Source organism: Streptomyces sp. B15, from assembly GCF_018070605.1.
GTDB lineage: Bacteria > Actinomycetota > Actinomycetes > Streptomycetales > Streptomycetaceae > Streptomyces > Streptomyces smyrnaeus.
Window position 1 is genome coordinate 1 of record NZ_JAGPXJ010000001.1, and the last position, 16792, is coordinate 16792.

17 protein-coding genes, 1 tRNA gene and 1 pseudogene are annotated in these 16792 nt (G+C 65.5%); 5 read left to right on the forward strand and 14 right to left on the reverse strand.

Features of this window, described 5'->3' with window-relative positions:
• The first annotated feature begins 52 nt into the window (after window positions 1-52).
• A tRNA-Ser gene (locus KBY19_RS00005) sits at window positions 53-139 on the forward strand.
• Window positions 140-1003: 864 nt separating this feature from the next.
• On the opposite strand, the gene KBY19_RS00010 is transcribed toward KBY19_RS00005, so the two are convergent.
• The 11 genes from KBY19_RS00010 to KBY19_RS00060 all read right to left on the reverse strand — a co-directional run bounded on the left by KBY19_RS00010 (window position 1004) and on the right by KBY19_RS00060 (window position 10224).
• Window positions 1004-2236 (reverse strand): site-specific integrase, encoded by a 1233-nt coding sequence (locus KBY19_RS00010; RefSeq protein ID WP_210964829.1) that lies wholly within the window; start codon window positions 2234-2236, stop codon window positions 1004-1006.
• A 14-nt stretch (window positions 2237-2250) separates the two neighbouring features.
• Window positions 2251-2469, reverse strand: a complete 219-nt coding sequence (locus KBY19_RS00015) for an excisionase family DNA-binding protein (protein WP_210964927.1) — start codon at window positions 2467-2469, stop codon at window positions 2251-2253.
• 350 nt (window positions 2470-2819) lie between these two features.
• Window positions 2820-4793, reverse strand: coding sequence for a YfjI family protein (locus tag KBY19_RS00020; RefSeq protein ID WP_210964830.1), 1974 nt, complete (start codon window positions 4791-4793; stop codon window positions 2820-2822).
• 88 nt (window positions 4794-4881) lie between these two features.
• The gene (locus KBY19_RS00025; protein ID WP_210964831.1) at window positions 4882-5169 is read right to left on the reverse strand and encodes a hypothetical protein; all 288 of its coding nucleotides are present in this window, start codon (window positions 5167-5169) and stop codon (window positions 4882-4884) included.
• Window positions 5170-5286: 117 nt separating this feature from the next.
• On the reverse strand, window positions 5287-5502 hold the full coding sequence (locus tag KBY19_RS00030; RefSeq protein WP_210964832.1) for a hypothetical protein: 216 nt from the start codon (window positions 5500-5502) through the stop codon (window positions 5287-5289).
• 17 nt (window positions 5503-5519) lie between these two features.
• Window positions 5520-5714, reverse strand: coding sequence for a hypothetical protein (locus KBY19_RS00035; RefSeq protein ID WP_210964833.1), 195 nt, complete (start codon window positions 5712-5714; stop codon window positions 5520-5522).
• A gap of 21 nt (window positions 5715-5735) precedes the next feature.
• Window positions 5736-5987, reverse strand: coding sequence for a hypothetical protein (locus KBY19_RS00040; protein ID WP_210964834.1), 252 nt, complete (start codon window positions 5985-5987; stop codon window positions 5736-5738).
• A 140-nt stretch (window positions 5988-6127) separates the two neighbouring features.
• Complete coding sequence (locus tag KBY19_RS00045; protein ID WP_210964835.1) at window positions 6128-8320, reverse strand: FtsK/SpoIIIE domain-containing protein; 2193 nt, start codon at window positions 8318-8320, stop codon at window positions 6128-6130.
• Window positions 8321-8423: 103 nt separating this feature from the next.
• Window positions 8424-9437: a DUF2637 domain-containing protein gene (locus KBY19_RS00050; RefSeq protein WP_210964836.1), complete on the reverse strand. Its 1014-nt coding sequence runs from the start codon at window positions 9435-9437 to the stop codon at window positions 8424-8426.
• Between the two features lie 50 nt (window positions 9438-9487).
• A complete protein-coding gene (locus KBY19_RS00055) occupies window positions 9488-9775 on the reverse strand; it encodes a hypothetical protein (protein WP_210964837.1) in 288 nt (95 codons plus the stop codon).
• Between the two features lie 95 nt (window positions 9776-9870).
• The gene (locus tag KBY19_RS00060; protein WP_210964838.1) at window positions 9871-10224 is read right to left on the reverse strand and encodes a hypothetical protein; all 354 of its coding nucleotides are present in this window, start codon (window positions 10222-10224) and stop codon (window positions 9871-9873) included.
• Window positions 10225-10517: 293 nt separating this feature from the next.
• On the opposite strand from KBY19_RS00060, the gene KBY19_RS00065 reads away from it, so the two are divergent.
• The 4 genes and pseudogenes from KBY19_RS00065 to KBY19_RS00075 all read left to right on the forward strand — a co-directional run bounded on the left by KBY19_RS00065 (window position 10518) and on the right by KBY19_RS00075 (window position 13174).
• The gene (locus KBY19_RS00065) at window positions 10518-10877 is read left to right on the forward strand and encodes a GntR family transcriptional regulator (protein ID WP_210964839.1); all 360 of its coding nucleotides are present in this window, start codon (window positions 10518-10520) and stop codon (window positions 10875-10877) included.
• 127 nt (window positions 10878-11004) lie between these two features.
• Window positions 11005-11256 (forward strand): annotated as a pseudogene (locus KBY19_RS37690) (helix-turn-helix domain-containing protein); the annotation flags it as partial.
• A 195-nt stretch (window positions 11257-11451) separates the two neighbouring features.
• Window positions 11452-12453, forward strand: a complete 1002-nt coding sequence (locus tag KBY19_RS00070; protein ID WP_247690446.1) for a DNA-binding protein — start codon at window positions 11452-11454, stop codon at window positions 12451-12453.
• A gap of 43 nt (window positions 12454-12496) precedes the next feature.
• On the forward strand, window positions 12497-13174 hold the full coding sequence (locus tag KBY19_RS00075; protein ID WP_210964841.1) for a dihydrofolate reductase family protein: 678 nt from the start codon (window positions 12497-12499) through the stop codon (window positions 13172-13174).
• A gap of 217 nt (window positions 13175-13391) precedes the next feature.
• Here KBY19_RS00075 and KBY19_RS00080 read toward each other — a convergent pair whose 3' ends face one another.
• From KBY19_RS00080 to KBY19_RS00090, 3 genes are all read right to left on the reverse strand, one after another.
• Complete coding sequence (locus KBY19_RS00080; protein WP_210964842.1) at window positions 13392-15029, reverse strand: ATP-binding protein; 1638 nt, start codon at window positions 15027-15029, stop codon at window positions 13392-13394.
• 23 nt (window positions 15030-15052) lie between these two features.
• Window positions 15053-15562 (reverse strand): HEPN domain-containing protein, encoded by a 510-nt coding sequence (locus KBY19_RS00085; RefSeq protein WP_210964843.1) that lies wholly within the window; start codon window positions 15560-15562, stop codon window positions 15053-15055.
• A gap of 284 nt (window positions 15563-15846) precedes the next feature.
• Complete coding sequence (locus KBY19_RS00090; RefSeq protein WP_210964844.1) at window positions 15847-16608, reverse strand: GntR family transcriptional regulator; 762 nt, start codon at window positions 16606-16608, stop codon at window positions 15847-15849.
• Window positions 16609-16792: the final 184 nt, after the last annotated feature.

Sequence of the window (16792 nt, forward strand, 5' to 3'; positions counted from 1 at the left end):
GACCCCGATACCGATTTCGATCCCGGGCCCTCCTTGAGCTAGAGTTCCTCTCGGTAGCGTGTCCGAGCGGCCGAAGGAGCTCGCCTCGAAAGCGAGTGAGGGGGCAACTCCTCCGTGGGTTCAAATCCCACCGCTACCGCTTCTGAGCAGGACGAATGAAGGGGCTGGCCTACACGGGCCAGCCCCTTCGCCGTGCTCCGTCTCAGTTTCCGTCTCAGTTGTCCACCGAGGCGATACCCGGACGCGGGCCGCGCAGCAGTGCGTCTCGTGCCGCTTCGCCGAACGCGTTGAGAGTGACGCCCGTAGCAGGTGCAAGTTCCTCAGCTCGCTCCCGGGCCACCCTCATGCGATCACGACTAGTCCGTTGACGCTGATGACGGAGCCTCCGCTGTTCGGACGTCTCCTGTTCGGGCCTCTCCAGATCCATTTGCAGGAAGCGGCGGCGCCACTCGATGACAGCATCAGCATGATCACGGACCACGTCCCGAAGTCTTTGCGCCGCCGCAGAAACGTCATCGGGGCCGACAAGCTTGACCCGCGAGTAGCCCCGCTCCACTGCATCGACAGCCGGACCAATCTGATGCTCCCGGACACGCTCAGACGCAGAGACGTCCCCGTCTAACAGGCTCTTCATAGCGGTGACAGCATCTACGTACTGGTCATACGACGAGTAGAGCCGGTGCATTGCCTCCAATCGTTGTTGATGTAGCCACTGATGGTGTCCAACCTCTGCTTGATCACGTACTTGTTGCTCTGTCGCACGGGCGGCGGTCTCGGCAGCGACCCGAGCACCGTGTACCGCAGCCAGTCCACCCACCGCCGCGCCTAGGACCGCACCCACCAAACCCATCCCAGCCGCGATCACGGCTGCTACGCCTCCATCCATCCCCACAGGATTGCCTCTCCCAGCCGAACGCAAAATGGCCCGCTGCCCGGCCTGGAGTCCCCAAGATGAGCTCCCACCCAGCGCGGGCCATCTCGCGACACGCGGAGTTGACGACCGTTAGTGAGCCCGTTCGGTCTCCCAAATGAGCCCGTCGACCTGGGCAGCGATACCGTCGCGGACCGTGTCGACCATGTGCTGGTACCTCGCGGCCATCGAGGTCGAGGACCAGCCCATGAGGCCCATGACGGCTCGCTCCGGTACGCCGAGGATCAGCAGCACCGTCGCGGCGGTGTGGCGCGCGTCGTGCAGGCGGCCGTCTCGGACCTTCGCGTCTCGTAGCAGCTCCTTCCACTCGTCGTAATCGATTCGGGTGGACGTACCGCGACCGGTCGGCGTGGCGAACAGCCAGCCCTCGTCGTGCCAGTCGGCTCCTGCCGACGCCCGTTCGGCGTCCTGCTTCACCCGGTGGGCGCGTAGCAGCTCCACAAGCTGTGGAGGCAGCCCTACGGCGCGTCGACCGGCACGCGACTTCGTGTCAGCCGTCTCCGGGTTGGTCCGGCGACGCTGAGGGCAGTAGCCGGCCTTCCTGCCGCACGTGTCGCCGCAGCCGTGGGCGTAGCGGGGACGTCGCCGACTGCGGCGGACCCACAGGACACCGTTGGACAGGTCCACGTCCGTCCACTGGAGGCCCAGCGCCTCCCCCTGCCGTAGCCCCAGCGCCAGGGCGACGGCCCAGCGCGCTGAGTTCCGGCGGTTCTCTGCCGCACGGAGGATGCGGCGGACCTCCTCCACCGTGTACGGCTCGATCTCTTCCTCGTTGACGCGAGGGGCCTTGGCGAGGCTCACCGGATTCTTGCCGAGGTGGCCGCGTCGGACGGCCTCGTTCAGCGCAGTACGGAACGTTCGGTGCACCTGGTGGGCCGTGGCGGGCTTGCTTCCGTTGGCCTGCATCTTGGCGTAGAAGCGCTCGATGTGTTCCGGGCTGAGCTTGTCCAACCGGTGCGCTCCGAGGCCGGGTACGAGGTGAATGCGTACGGCGACGCCGTAACCGACCATGGTGTTCTCACCGACACCGAGCGGCGCGATGTTCTCCACCCAGTGCATGAGCCAGCTCTCGACAGTCCAGGCCCTACCGGCCTTCCGCACGGTGTTGGAGTCGCGCTGCTTCTCCAGTTTCTGGACGGCCTCCGTGACCTCAGCACGCGTCTTGCGCTCGACATGCCGCCGGTCGGGCTTCCCGTCGTCACGTACGCCGACAGTGACGCGGCCGTGCCACTTCCCGTCCTTCCCCCGGTAGATGGAGGAACGGCCGTTGGGCTGGCGGGTGCGGCGGTTCTTCTCGTCTCCCATGGTGTTCTCCCCCTTCAGGCAGCGGTACGGGCGGTCGTGCGGAGCCGTGCGACGTATTCGGGCACAGCGTCTGCGGGAACGCGACGGAGACGGCCGACCGTGACCGACTCAAGCTCTCCGGAACTGATGAGCCGGTAACAGACGGTCCGGCCGATGCCGAGTCGGCGAGCTGCCTCTTCAACCGAGAGCAGTGCGAGGGTGGGGTCGGTCTCGCCGGGATCGTGGGCGCTCAAGACGTGCTGCACGGTGCTACCTTCAGCCCTGGAAGTACGCCGGTCCGTCGCAGAAACCGCAGAATCCGCAGAAACCCGCGAACTTGACTGCTGACCTGGGGTGTTGTGGTTGTCAGGGTCGGCGCCGCAGAAAGTGCGGGGTTTGCCGCAGAAATACGGGGCGGCCAGGCCCTCCGGGCTGACGTCAGCCACGCACGGGCATTTGTGCGGCGGTTCCGCTGCTTTCTGCGGCGGCTGGCCCGACGTGGTGCCGAGGGTGCTGCGCTGCTGGTCAGCGTGCATGGCGTGGGGTTTTTGTTGTTTTTGCGGTTTGTGCGGCCGAGCGGCGGCGCGGGTGGCTGTGCGTGTGGTCATGCCAGCCCCTCCCTCACCTGGGGGTGGACGAGATAGCGCGGGGCCGGTGGACGGCCACGCTTGCCGTTCCGGGGCGGTGTGTGGGTGCGCAGGTAGCCGTGCTCTTCCAGAAGAGCGATGGCCGGCTCCATCTCGGCGACCGTGGGGAACTCGGAGCGGGAGAGCTTGGCGAACAGGTCGCGTCGGCTGACCGTCTCCCAGCCGTTCGCGGCAAGCACCTCCAGCAGAGTCCGAGCCCGCGACTGGGCCGCGTCCGCGCCCATGAGGTCGAAGACGTTCAGGGCGTGGTCCGCGAAGTACTCGCCGATCTCGATGGCAGCCAGCATGGTGGCGTCATCGATCGGCTTGCCGTACCCGTCGTGCAGGTGCGCGGCTAGGTGCAGCAGTCCGGCGATGCGGGCGACGGCGCCGACCAGCTTGCCCGCCCATTTCTGGAGGTGGCCCAGCTTGCCGCCCTTGGGCCTGAGCTGGATTTCCAGTTCCTCCTGGTAGCTCTTCAGCGCCTTGTCAGCGACCGAGGTGAGCTGAAGTGCAGCCGGGTCCGTCCAGTCCGCCAGGGAGAGCGTCAGGGCGACGATGTTGCGCTCGTAGCGGGCAGCGACAGCAGCCGACACCGGGTCGGGGTCGCTGTTCCGGTAGCCGACCAGGGATTCCGGCATGGAGTAGAGGAAGCGGGCCAGGAGGCCGCGACCGTCGAATCCGCGGTGCTTGCCGATGTCCTCCAGAACGGTCGGCTGCACTGCCAGGCCCATGGTCAGCGCCGGGGCCTCGATGGACTCCTCGCGGGAGCGGCGGTCGACGCGCAACCGGTCTCCCGCGTGCCCCTTCAAAAAGACTTCCATGTTGGGGGTGCCGGAGTAGCGGCCGGCGATGATGTCGAAGATGCCGCCCTCGGCCGACATGACGGCCAGGCGCCCGCCCTGCTCGGCCATGAGGGAAGTGACCGTTTCCGGCGTGGAGTCGTCGGCCAGCAGCCGGGGCCGTGCGGGCACGGTGAGCCCTTCGGCTTGCTGCGCCAGGCCGATTGCCTCGGCGACGAGCGAGTCACGCTCAGGGCCCTCGGCCGCCGCCGCGCGGGCGGCGGCCTTGTCGGCTGCCTCTTGAGCCATCTTCCGCGTCAACTCGGCCTCAACGATGCGCCCGGCCATCTCATCGGCCAGCGACTTCTCCGCTTCGTAGAGCGGTCCGGTCATCGCGGAGAACACGGCGCTCTTGCGGTTGGCGGGCGGGAGCGCGACGACCACGTACAGGTTGGTCGGTTCGTGCCACCGGCCACGCACCTGCACGGCACTGCGGCCACCGGCGGCCGTCGCCAGAACGGAGAGGGCCAGGGAGCCGGCCATATCGACGGGTGTCTGCGTCTCCTCGGCAATGCCGGCGGCGAAGTCGCGCAGCCAGTCGGGGAAGGTGTGCAGCGGGAAGGGCGGGAGCGTCGGGCGGGTGTTGAGGGGGATGGGTTCCTGCCAGGTGTCCGGCCGTTTCTCGTCGCTGAGGGCGAGTGCTTCCCGTACCTCGGCCGCTGAGGCGTCCGGGGTGGATGCGGCTTGCACGAGGCGCGTACCGGCCTCGATGAGGCGGCGCCGCTCGGCCAGCTCGTGAACGATCTCGGCGTAGTATCCGGCGTTCGCGGCTGTGGGCACTGCTTGGACGAGGGACTGAACGTAGCCGGGGCCACCGACGCGACGCAGCTCGCCGAGGCGGTCCAGGTGGTGAGTGAGGGTGATCGGGTCTACCGGCCGTCCCTCGTCGTGCTGGGCGAGGATGGCGCGGTGGATCGTCTCGTGAGCGGGCCGGTAGTAGTCCTCCGGGCTCAGGGTCCCGGTCACCTCGGTGATGACCTCGGCGCGGAGCATCATCGCGCCGAGCACTGCGGCCTCGGCTTCCACGTCGCTCGGGGGGCCGCTGCTTTCGGACTGATCGAAGAGAGCGCGCACATTGCTGTACGGCACGTCGACGGGCTCAGATGGCATGCTGGTGCCCTCCTGGTTCCTGGTTGGGATAGGGAGACCGGAGGCGGCGGGCGACCTTGGTCGGGAGTGCCGCCGCCTCCGGGCGCAGCTAGGAGTCGGTACGGACCTTGAGCCAGGCCAGATACTCCTGGCGGACGTACGGCCGGTACGACCGGCCGGGCGGGTTCAGCAGCGGCTTGATGGGGCCGCGCGTCGTGTAGTGGGTGTGGTCGAAGTCGGCGAGCCGTCCGGCCGCCTCTTCCGCCGTCTCGACTGCTGCGGCAGCGACCTCGGGCGCATACGTGTCGACCTCGGCAAGAGCGACGCGGTCGAGTAGAGCAGCCTTCCGGAGCCAGAATTCGCGCCCCACCGGTACGCCGAATTTCTTGTCGGCCACTGCGCCCGCAACCCATGAGAGCTCTCGGCTGATGCGGGGTGCGTGTCCGTACGCGGTATCGGGGGACGGACACCTTGCGGCATGCGGATCGGGGATCACTTCGCCTCCTCGGTTGGCCTACTGCTGGGGTTCGAGTGCTCTGATCAGGTCGGCGACGCTTCCGCCGAGGGTGGTGAGGCGGTGTTCGATGGCTCGCCAGGAGTCGGGGTCGATGGCCATGAGGCTGGCGACCGCGGTTCCTCGGTCGCCGCGTTCGAGGGCGGTGAAGGCGTCGCGCAGTTCACCGGCGGCCATGAGTGAGATGCGCTCCTGGCGTGGCGATATGGCGTTCAAAGGGTTCTCCCTTCTGCTCAGTTGCCGATGCCGGCCACGACGTCGCTGAGGGCGCCGATGAACTGGCTGATGGTGGGCGCCGCGTCGGTGCTGGAGAGGCTGAAGCCGAAGAGCGCGACGAGGATGAAGGCGCCGACGCCGATGGCGCGGAACTTCAGCGCGACGGCGACGAGGACGCCGAGGACGAGCACGACGGAAACCGTGAGGGTCATGGCAGCAGGGCCTTTCTCGGGTCAGCGGGTGCCTTGGTCGTGGAGTCGGGTGGCGCGGTTGTAGAGCCAGCGGCCGAGGCGGATGCGCTTGCCGTGGCCGTCGCAGCGGCGGCAGTCCTTGCCGCGCCGGAGCTGGCCACGTCGGTTGGTCTTGAGGTGGAAGCCGAAGCCTCGGCACTTGCGACAGGTGCCGAACGGCGAGATCGCGCACAGCGCGGCGTAACACAGTGTGAGGACGAGTAGGCCGGGTATAGCGGCCAGGACATCGGTCATGGAGCCCTCCCTGGGCGGGTTTCCGGGCGTGCGAGGAGAGGGCCGCTTTCCGCTAGCGGCCTGATCAGGTGGGTGATGGGGCGCTAGCGGGGCCGCTAACGTTAGCGATCAGCGCTGCTAGCGTCAGCGGCCCCGGGCGCTCATCCGGCGTCGCGCTTCTCGTCACGCTCCGCAGCGATGCGGGCGAGGTCGGCGCGGACGATGCCGCGCCGGTTGACGACCTTGCCGTCGATGCGGCAGCCGATCTGGGTTGTCTCGATGCCGAACGGCTTGAGCGCGGCGGTCAACTGTTCGGCGCCCCAGCCCTCATAGGTGTCGGGGCGCAGTTCGGCCAGGCGCTCGATGAGCGTCTCGTTCCACACCTTGGCTTCCTTGGGCGGGATGACGGCCAGGATGTCGGCCAGCAGTGTCTCGTTGCGCCCCTCGCGCTGGGGCTCCTCGCCGGCGGCCAGGCCGCTGAGGGTGCCTGCCTTGATGCGCGCTTGGCGGGCGCGCTCACAGACGCTGTCGGCCTGGGGGTTGTCGAGGTAGTTGCCGCGTACGATCTGCGGCTCGTCGACGGCGCCGACGAGGTAGCCGATACCCAGGTCGGACTTGGTGAAGGTGCTGGCCTGGATACCCCGCTTGTACATCGAGGTGCCGAGGATCATGTCGTTCTCCGTCTGCCCCATCACGCGCAGGCAGAAGCGGGTGCCGACGTTGGCGCTGATGGCCGTGGGAAGTGAGTCCTTGTCCGGGCGCTGTGTGGCCAACAGCAGGATGACGCCCAGAGCGCGGCCGCGCTTGATGATGGCCGTGCACAGGTTCGCTGCTTCCTTGCGGTACTTCTCGTGCGTGAAGAGCTCTTGGCACTCGTCGATGGCCAGGACGAGCGGGTGCAGGCCCAGGCTCTTGTTGTTGGCCAGTTCGGCGGTGACCTTGTTCTCCGGGCACTTGTCCTTGGGCAGTGAGGCGATGACCTTCGCCCGACGCTCCAAGTCCCGGTAGACGTAGCGCAAGGACTCCAGAGCAGCGGCGCCCGTGGCGTCATCCGGACCGCTGCCGTAGTCGGCCGCGACCCTGGCCAGGGGCGCCAGGTCGCCGGTTCCCTTCAGCTCCCACACCAGCAGCTCGGCACGCACGTCCAGCGCGGCGGCCAGCAGCAAGTTGCGCAGTGCGAAGGTCTTGCCCATGCCCGGCATGGCGCCGATGAGGACGTTGTCGTACATCAGCGTCAGGTCGACGCCTCGGCCGCGCTGGTCGGTGCCGAACGGAACGGGCTTGAACAGCGAGAGTGTCCCGCTGTTGAGCAGCGGTCCGGGGTTGGGCTTGCCCTTGTTGAGAGCCTGATGTCCGACCCACAGCATCATGCGTCCGGCGTGCTCGTCCGGTACCGGCTCGGGCCACACACAGCCCAGCGGTCGGCGCAGTCCGGAGGCGAGGCGTTCGCGGCGGTCGAGGATGTCGGCCACCGTCACCCCGTACGGCAGGTCGACATCCGCGCGCCACCCGGGGCCGTCCTGCCGGATCGGGTGCGGGAAGGTGACGCCCTCCCCGCCCTTGCCGAGCGCCTTGTTGATCTCGGCGATGCCCAGCGCGCCCAGTGCGCGCTCGATCATCGGGGAGGTCAGCCGCTCCACATGCGTGGGCACAACCGCCTGCGAGATGATCGGCTTGTCAGCGGGCGCCCCTACTCGGCCGAGAATGAGTACCAGCGCTGTGCCCGAGAGGGCCAGCAGCCCGGTCGGAGCCAGGACGTAGCAGGCGAGTGCAGCCGGAAGGCCGACCAGCAGCGAGAGCGCCGTGACAGCGCCGCGCCAGCGCACGCGCCGGTCACGCTGGCGGGAGAGCTTCAGATACTCCCCGATGTCCTCACTGGCTGCGGCTGCCTTCCGAAGCGGCTCCCCCTCGGTGTCGGAGACCCACCGCAACGTGCCCCCGACGACCTTGGCCGCGCCCAAAGGAGAGCGGACCGCGAGGTTCGCCGCGTAGAAGGGCGTCCGGATCGCGTGATACGCGGCAGTGTGGCCGACGTACCCGACCAGCCAGCCGGCCGCGTCCAGCAACTCGGGCTTGGAGCGCAGCCAGCCAGGCAGCAGCGCATTGCGCCGCGCTCCCCGGATGCGCTCCATCAGCCCGGGGCCGGAGACCTTCGGCGGGTCCACCATCACGGGCCGGTCGTCCGACTCGCGGGCGCTCTCCTCTTGGCTGCCGGCCGAAGAGTTGCTGTCCGCCTCGGCCGAGGCTGCACGGGCCGATCGGGCCTTGCCGAAGTCGAGCACCCTGCCCGACTCCTCCCCCGCCATTTCCGATTCGAGCCGCTTGAACAGCTCGTTCTCATCCTCGTGGTTCACTGACTTTTCCTTCCTGGTTGGGAGGAGCCAGGGGTCCGGCCGCTGCTTTGGTCGGTTCGTGACCGGACCCCTGGGCTCATTGAGGGGCTGCTCTGGCCAGTTCTCAGGCCACGGTTTGAAGTTCGCGCATACGGGCGCTGACCCAGCCGACGGACCAGCCGGTCAGCTCTGCGAGCTCCCGTACGGTGTCGTCCGCGTCGGCGGTACGGATGGCCTCCAGGGCCTCCTCCTCGCTCAGCTTTGCGGGCCTTCTGCCGGACTTCGGCGACGGCGGCTTGCCCTCCACGCTGGAGCGCTGCTGGCGTTCATGGGCGGTGTGCTCAGCGCGTTCATGAACGGAGCGCTGGTGCTTGCGCTGTTCACGCTGCTGGCGCTGCTGGCGCTGCTGCTGTTCACGACGTTCACGGTCGGTCCGTTCGCGCTCCTCGCGGGCCAGCTCGAACTCCCGCTGTTCACGCTGCTCGCGCTCAGCCCGTTCCGCGTCCAGGCGACGCAGCCGCTCTTCGTGCTCACGCTGCTCGCGACGCTCGGCCGCTTCCCGATCGGCGCGCTGCTGCTCCACCTGGGCTGCGTGCTCGCGCGCCTCCCGTTCACGGCGCTCAGCAGCCTCGCGCTCCCGCTCGCGCTCCTCACGCGCCAGACGCGCTTGATCTTCACGCTCAGCCTGTTCGCGCTGCGCCTGTTCACGCTGTTCACGATCGATGCGTTCAAGCGCGGCTGCGATCGCGCGCCGGTAGGCCAGTCCCGCCTCGGCGGTGACGATGAGCAGCGTGGGCGCGACTGCGTGAACAGCCACACCGACCAGGTCGCCGCGAAGCGCCGAGTCGCCGACGTTGAGGGCGAGGGTCATGACGCCGGTCAACCAGCGCAGCACGGTCGGCCAAGGCCCGGCCGAGGCTCCGAGGCGGGCAACGGTGGAGTCGAGACGTACGACGATCACGACTGCGGCGTCCACCACCAACGGCAGTACGGGGGCCGTCGACTCCCAGCCGTTCGGAGTCACGCTGCGAACGAGCGGCGTGACGGTCAGAACGGAGTAGAGGATCGCGCCGAAGGTGATGCTCCACGTTCCGGCCGACAGCGTTCGCTCGGCGGAACGGATCTGGCTCGTGCTCATGGTGGTGAGCCGCGGTGCGCCTACCACTCGGTGAGGTTCAGGAGTCGGGCTCAAGCTGCCTCACCGCCCAGCAGCGCTTCGGCAGAGCTGACAGCCGAGCGAGCCGACAGCGGCACCGGAACGCATGGCAGGCCCTTGGCGACGAGGGCCGTGACCCGGTCGTACAGCTCGGGTTCCTCGGCGAGGATGTCGCGCGCTGCGTCCAGGCGAGCCGCGCGCTCCTCGGCGCTCTCGTCTGCGACGCCGAGCCACAGCTCCAGCGGTGTGCCGAGAGCCAGTTCCAGAGCGTCGTCCTCGGTGACGACCTCATGGCCGGCGATGAAGGTCTTCATGGTCATGATCCGGACTCCTGTCCTGGTTGGGATAGGGAGGACAGCCACGGCGGGCGCTGCTTGGTCGGGAGTGCCGCCGCTGGCCGCTGATCGCGTGCGGGTCAGACGCGAAGGCGCCGAGGACGCAGAAAGAGGCTGGTCAAGGCGGAGATGACGGTCACGGCAGAGGTGAAGGTGACCGAGGAGACGAGGAACGCGCCTCCGCCGAGCTGAGCGACGGCGGTTCCCATAACGACACCGACGATCAGCCCGAGTGCGACGAAGCAGAGGTTCGCGACGTCCACGGTGGGAGTCCTGGGTTTCACCGCGCGAGCCACCATCTCGACGTTCGTCGAGGGAACCGGGCGCACCGTGTCGTTGAGCCGGAGCAGCACCACGCCGGAGGCCATGCCGGCGACCGTGCCCAGGGCGTCGTCCTGGCGGTCGCGGACGACGTCACCAATGGCGAGCAGCATGATCGTTCTCCTTTCGAGTCGGGGAACCAGGGGGTGCCCTGGCTGCGGACCGTTCGTCACAGACGAGCGGTCATGACCCGCGACGCCGCAGCTCAGGCGGCATCGCGGACCAAAATCACTCGGCTTGGACACACTGTTGAGTTCTCAAACAACGGCCGCTTCCTTCGGACCCCTTTCACCGGGCCCTTCGGGCGGTTCCAACACGTGACATGTTGTGCTGTCACGTGACATCCCGCAAGCCCCTTGAGGCGGTTTTCGTGCTGGTACGTGTTAGCGGTGGGTAGGCTCGGGGTGTGGCGAGAGCAGAGAACGACCCCAGAGCACCCTTTGAGCAACTAGCCGATGACCTGCGGGAACGGATCAAGAGCGGCACCATCGCGCCCGGCGAGAAGCTTCCTTCCGTACGGAAGCTGGCCGAAGAATCCGGCTTCGTTCCGGTGACGGTTCAAAAGTCCCTCGGCACCCTTCGCAATGAAGGGTGGATCTTCACCACGGGGCGCGGCAGTTTCGCCTATGACCCGGAGTCGCCGCACAGTCGCACGGCGCCCCCTGTCAGCGCGGAGCAGTTCGCCGAACTCAAAGCCCAAGTTGCAGAGTTGGCCGAGCGCCTCCAGGCCCTCGAAGAGCAACAGTCCGACCGTGCCGACTCGTAGGTTTCTCACCTCCTCTCCTCCCCTCTCCTGGCTGCGGTGAGCACTCAGCGTCGATAGGCTGTGTGCTGCTTGTGCATCTGTTGTACGGCTGCTGGCGAGCCGTCAAAAGACTGTCCATGTGGCCTTGATGGAGCCGCCACGAAGGACACAAGGGGGAAGGACGTTGGGACAGAAGCCCAGGAAACTGACTCCGGAAGCGGGCCCCCAACACGAACTCGGCGCGGAGATGCGCGCATGGCGCACGCACCGCGGCCGTTCCCTGGGCAAGCTGAGCGGCCGGATCAACTACAGCCCCAGCTACATGGCCCGAGTCGAGCGCGGAGACCAAGCGGCGTCCGCCGACCTGGTGACGGCCTACGACCACGAACTCCGCGCTGAAGGCGCCTTGGTCCGCATGTACAGGCGCCACCAGGCAGCGGCCACCCAGGACTCACCGTCGCGTGTCCATGTGTCCAATCCGAGCCCTGATGTGTCCCAAGGCTCTGTCCTACTGGAGGACACTCCGGACCCTGCTGCACCGTCGTCCGAGGGGATCTCCGTCCCCGCTCGAACCGACGACGGAAGGATCATTTTCGTGACGGTCTCGCGCCGTGCGCTGCTCGGCACCCTGGGTGTCACTGCGGCCTCAGCAGCGCTCCCGGATGCTGCGGCCGTCGCTACCGCACCGACGCAGGGAACGCTGTCGGGCCCCACCGCGATCGAGCATCTGGAAGCCACGCATCGCGTCCTCATCGACAGTGACAAGCTCTTCGGGCCGTACCAGAGCATTCCGATCGTTGAGCGCCAGATCGCGGCCATGAAAGCACTGCGCCGTAACATACGCGGCGGAGATCGAAAGCGGCTTCTCCTGCTGCACGCGCGATACGCGGAACTCGCCGGCTGGCTCCATCAGGACACGAGGAACTTCCGTGCCGCACAGCACTGGATGCGCGAAGCCCTGGAGGTCTCACATCTGACGGGCGACCCTCAGCTCACCACATTCATCCTGGCGCGTCGCAGCCAGCTTGCGGGCGACATGCATGACCCGATCGACGCCCTGGACGTGGCCGAGGCCGCGGAGATGCACGCGGCTCCGGGCAGTCGGCTGGAGGCAGTCGCGGCCACGTACGGCGCACACGCGCACGCGCTGCGGGGCGACCCCGACGCCTGCAAGCGCGCCTACGAGCACGCACACGAGCTGCGCGAAGCCATGGACCCTGATCCGGGTTCGCCCCTGGGTGTCTGGCTCGACGCCGCATACATCGAGGCCCAGCGCGCCCGGAGCCTCAACACGCTCGGGGACTTTCACGCTGCGGCGGAGGGCTTCGGCCGTGCCCTGGCCAACCTTCCCGCCGACTACCACCGCGAGCGGGGCGTCCACCTCGCCCGCCAGGCCGTCGCGCTGGCCGGGGCCGGCGAGGCCGAGGAAGCCGGACGGGCAGGCATGCAGGCTCTACGCATCGGCATAGAGACCGGCTCAGGCCGCATCACTCGCCAGTTGGCTCGCCTGGATACCGACCTGGCCCCGTGGAATAGCGTGACGCCCGTGAATGAGTTCCGGGACGCCATGAGAGACGCCGTACTCAAGCAGGCGTGACCCACCGCCATTCTTCACACCGCAAGGCCCAGAGGAGATACCAGTGCCCCGCCCCTACGTCACGCTCAAGGTCGCGACCTCGATCGACGGCTACATCGACGACACCAGCCCGACCCGTCTGCTGCTGAGCAACGAAGAAGACTTCGACCGCGTCGACCAGGTCCGCGCCGACTCCGACGCCATACTCATCGGCGCCAGCACGATGCGGGCTGACAACCCGCGGCTGCTGGTGAACAGCGAAGAGCGCCGGGCGGCGCGGGTGGCCGCGGGGAAGCCGGAGTACCCGCTCAAGGTAACGGTGACGAAGTCCGGCGACCTGAAGGAAGACCTCAAGTTCTGGCACCACGGCGGGGAGAAGGTCGCCTACACGACGGACGCTGCGGCGGAGGGTCTGCGCGCACGCCTTGGCAACCTTGCCGACGTTGTCTCAACGGGCGAAGAACTGGACTTCGGTGCGCTGCTGACCGATCTCGGCCAAAGGGGCATCAGTCGACTGCTGGTTGAGGGCGGGAGTCACGTTCATACCGCCTTTCTCTCGCAAGACTTGGTCGATGAGATCCACCTAGTGATTGCTCCGCTGGTGGTCGGTCAGACTGACGCACCGCGTTTCCTTAACCCTGCCGATTACCCGTGGGCCACTACTCGGCGCATGACCCTCGCGGAGGCCCGGACGGTCGGGGATGTTGTACTCCTTCGCTACCTGCCCAAGCAGAGGGAGTGAAGCCCACCCCACATCCGGTCACATTCACACGACTTACACACCACCCAAGCAATCAGCTGATGACATAGTCACTTCAGGCGACCCACTCAAGTAAAAATGCCTTCCCAGCCTCAAGGAGGCTCGCTCCGCTCACCGTGTGCAGCCCGGCTCCCCGGGCCACGCGATAACAGTGAGCGTTTCATGAGAATAGAGGGAACTTGGCACCGGAAGCAGACTCTCAGATATTTGCAACGCGTTCAGCCGCTTTCGATGCTAGCCTCTCCAGATCGATAACAGGTGACCGTCGCAATTCGTCGCGCAGAAGTGTTCCGGGTAGTTGCTTCTGGCTTCCGGCAGTTCCGCTTACCCGATAGCTCCACTTGCCATCCTTAAGATCAAGAATGGACAAACCACGCTTAAGTCGGACATCAGCATATTGGCTCAGATCAAGGATGTAGACCTCATACTTCACCCCTGGCCTGTGCTGGTCAGAAAGCGTCGCTTGAATCAAGTGCGCGAACCTCAGGTCAACAAGCTGACCCAGCAACTCATAGAAATTATGAGACTTTTGGGAAACATCAATCCTGAAATACGTGTACCCAGCTCCACGCACCTCCTCAACGAGAGTATCCAGGGCAGTAGTCAAACTGACTGCATTATCGGAGGAGACGTCCTGCTCCAAATCCCTCCTCTTGCTTCTAGCAGCACGCCCAGCCGCCTCTGCGACATCCTCTCTTCCGATCTCACGCACCTTTGGGCGGGAACGCGCAGCCACGATTGAGGAGGCGAAGAGATTCAAATAATCTCGCGGCACACCACCTGAAGCGAGAACCAACCTCCCCAGGGCGGCCGTCTTCGCGATGCTGGATGGCCTCGCCAAACCCGCAGTTGCCGTGTAATTGGACAAGACCGATTCAAGGAATCGCTGAGTAGACCCAGGATCTTCAAGAGTAACGTCAAGGTCAATCTTTGATGCGTCGTGAGGCACCTCGATACCAATCCTTGATGATGGCTCAAATGGTCGAGTCAGCCTCTCGATGCTGGCCAACTTAATCCACCCATTGCAATCGCGCAGCATGCCAGCGACACAATCCAGCAAATGGGGCTGCGCGTCCTGCGGAAAAAGGTAGAAGTCATCGATGTACAAGTAGAGACAGACAAGACCTTCCCGCAGAACGACACGAAGCGCCTGATTTAGATCCGCGATTATCTCGCCGAGAGCCGAGTCGGACACAGCACTCTCTTTGCGCAACTGCACTAGGCGAGAATTGGATTCCTTGAGCCGCGCAAAGGATTCCCCTTGCGAAGAACCAGCATGTTGAATCAAGGAATTCAGAGCTACTTCAGCAATGGACATGAAAGCACTGGCAACGTCAAGCCGCCGCAGCGTATGAGCGTTGGTCCAGGCTGTAACGTGTCCTTCCCTTTCAGCACTTCGTTTCGCTTCGAGAAGTAGCGCGGTTTTCCCCACCCCTCGTCGACCGTAGACGAGATGATGCCTTGATGCACCGACGGCTGCGAGACTGGCCCTAGGGTCCTCCATGTATTTGAGACTCGGAAGCGCATCCGATGTGCGAGACCTTGCCTCCAACAACTGAATGAGTTGATCCATTTTCGCGCCCGAGAGAGGGGTTTCGGGCTCTACCTCGGCCACTTTTTTCTCTTCAGTCCTGTGAGCCCTAAAGGTTACGGCCACAGACTGATTGGCGACGTCTGATGCGTCATTCAAGGCTTGCTCGATGGAGCCGGCCAGACTTTGGGCAGTTACCAAAGACTGTTCATCAACCCAGACCACGAACCATTTCTCACCAGGAAATGTCCTTTCATCCACTCGAATGATCGAAATGTCCGCTTCTTCGAGGGCGCTTGAGATCAAGGATTCACATTTGATACTCGACATCAGATATACCCATTCGTTGAGGCGAACGATTCACAGCACTGGAGAAAGCTGGCGGCGGTTATTGCGAGACTGCGTGCATCGTTTTCCCACTCAGTCTCATTCAGCGGATACGCATCATAATCAGCCTGATTACGCAACAAGCGTGCATCCGTCAATTCACTTTCCCTAGTTGCTGAATCCGAGAGGCGTGACGGAAGATTCCGAGAGAGCACGTTGTGGCGTTCGTAATCGTCGCCCCGATTTTCGGCATATACGATCGCTCTGGCAGCGTGATACATAGCGTAGTAGTGGCGACTGATCGCCGATCTATATTGCGCACTGAAGAGGAGGTGATCGCCTGCCCTTAGATGCTCACCAGCTAGTAGTAAGCGATCCACAACCACCTGTTGCATCAACTGCACTATGGGAAATGGATATCTGCCTCCACCTGTAGGAATCGCAGATATCACTGCGCTTTTACTGGTTGAAATATGAAGCAACAGTAGATCGGCAGGCGTGACTACTGGCATGGTCCTACTGCGCCCCCCTCGCGGCGATGAACGTTGCAGGATACCGCCCAACAGACCTCAGCGCCACTGCGGTGCGACGAGTGCTCCGCCTAGAGCTACCAAACCGAACTAGAGCGATCAGTAGCAAGCATGTCGTTCCTGTTCAGGCCAGCCCCTGTCTGGCGACCGGAGCCGATAGGTGGCGCGCATGCCTGGAGTGGAGGGGCGCGGTGGGCGTACCCGCTCGTTCATCGCACGCTGTCGTGGCAGTGCCCAGCCCTCTGGCGGACCTGCGGGGTGGTCCCTTACCCCTCCGGACGGATTTGCACTTCGTAGACGATCTCCGCATGTGCTGCCGGGATGATGATGTCGGCCGTTTCGACCGGGCGTCCTTCGGCTTCGTAGTACGTGCGCTGGATGCGTGTGACCAGTGATCCTCGCTGGAGGCCGAGGAGTTGGGCCTCTTCTGCTGTGGCGTGGCCGGGCTCGGGCTGTTCGACCGCATGACTGATGTGGATGTCGATCGCTGCCATGCGCTCCACAACGCCACGGCTGGCGTAGGGGCCTCCCTCAGGGAGGACGACGATCGTGCCACTCGTCAGAGTAAACGGCTCCCAACTGGTCGACAGCTGAACTGGCTTGCTGTCGGACAGGAATTCGTACCGGGTGCGTACGCAGAGATCACCCTCGTTGATGCCGAGGCGAGCCGCGATGTCGGCCGGCGCTGGCACCTTCGCGTCCGTGTGGTGCTCCCACGTGCCGTTCCGGCCGAGAGCGGCCATGTCTGCGCGGAACGGTGAGCCGCCGCGGCGCTCGCGGCTGAGCGAGCGGACCATGCGCATGCGCCGGCGAGGCTCCGCGACGTACGTGCCGGAGCCAGCGCGCCCCTCCAGCAGTCCCTGAGAGATCAGCAGCTCTTGAGCTCTGCGGATGACGTTGTCGCCTACGCCGTACTCGGCGCCGAGCGTGGCGCGGGAAGGGAGCCGGTCGCCGGGTGACCAGTCGCCGTCAGCGATGCGCTGCCGGAACAGGTCGGCGATGCGGAGATAGGGCGGCTGCTCAGGCATGTGGAAAATCTAGTCCACTAGCTCTAACCTAGTTAACTAGCTTTACTCCACGTGACCGAGCGGTGGCGGAGGATCGTCATGCCTCAACCCGTTGTACGAGCGCGTTCGATCGCAGCTCGGCTCTCCGCCATCGGCCTCAAACCGCGCATCAGGCGGGGCCGCGCTGGCTTTCGGGTCGAAGTGA

Excerpts from the sequence above, each read along its gene's own strand:
- KBY19_RS00035 (WP_210964833.1), bottom strand. The coding sequence starts at position 5,714 with ATGACCCTCACGGTTTCCGTCGTGCTCGTCCTCGGCGTCCTCGTCGCC.
- KBY19_RS00020 (WP_210964830.1), bottom strand. The coding sequence starts at position 4,793 with ATGCCATCTGAGCCCGTCGACGTGCCGTACAGCAATGTGCGCGCTCTC.
- KBY19_RS00050 (WP_210964836.1), bottom strand. The coding sequence starts at position 9,437 with ATGAGCACGAGCCAGATCCGTTCCGCCGAGCGAACGCTGTCGGCCGGA.
- KBY19_RS00010 (WP_210964829.1), bottom strand. The coding sequence starts at position 2,236 with ATGGGAGACGAGAAGAACCGCCGCACCCGCCAGCCCAACGGCCGTTCC.
- KBY19_RS00090 (WP_210964844.1), bottom strand. The coding sequence starts at position 16,608 with ATGCCTGAGCAGCCGCCCTATCTCCGCATCGCCGACCTGTTCCGGCAG.
- KBY19_RS00040 (WP_210964834.1), bottom strand. The coding sequence starts at position 5,987 with ATGACCGATGTCCTGGCCGCTATACCCGGCCTACTCGTCCTCACACTG.
- KBY19_RS00085 (WP_210964843.1), bottom strand. The coding sequence starts at position 15,562 with ATGCCAGTAGTCACGCCTGCCGATCTACTGTTGCTTCATATTTCAACC.
- KBY19_RS00055 (WP_210964837.1), bottom strand. The coding sequence starts at position 9,775 with ATGACCATGAAGACCTTCATCGCCGGCCATGAGGTCGTCACCGAGGAC.
- KBY19_RS00060 (WP_210964838.1), bottom strand. The coding sequence starts at position 10,224 with ATGCTGCTCGCCATTGGTGACGTCGTCCGCGACCGCCAGGACGACGCC.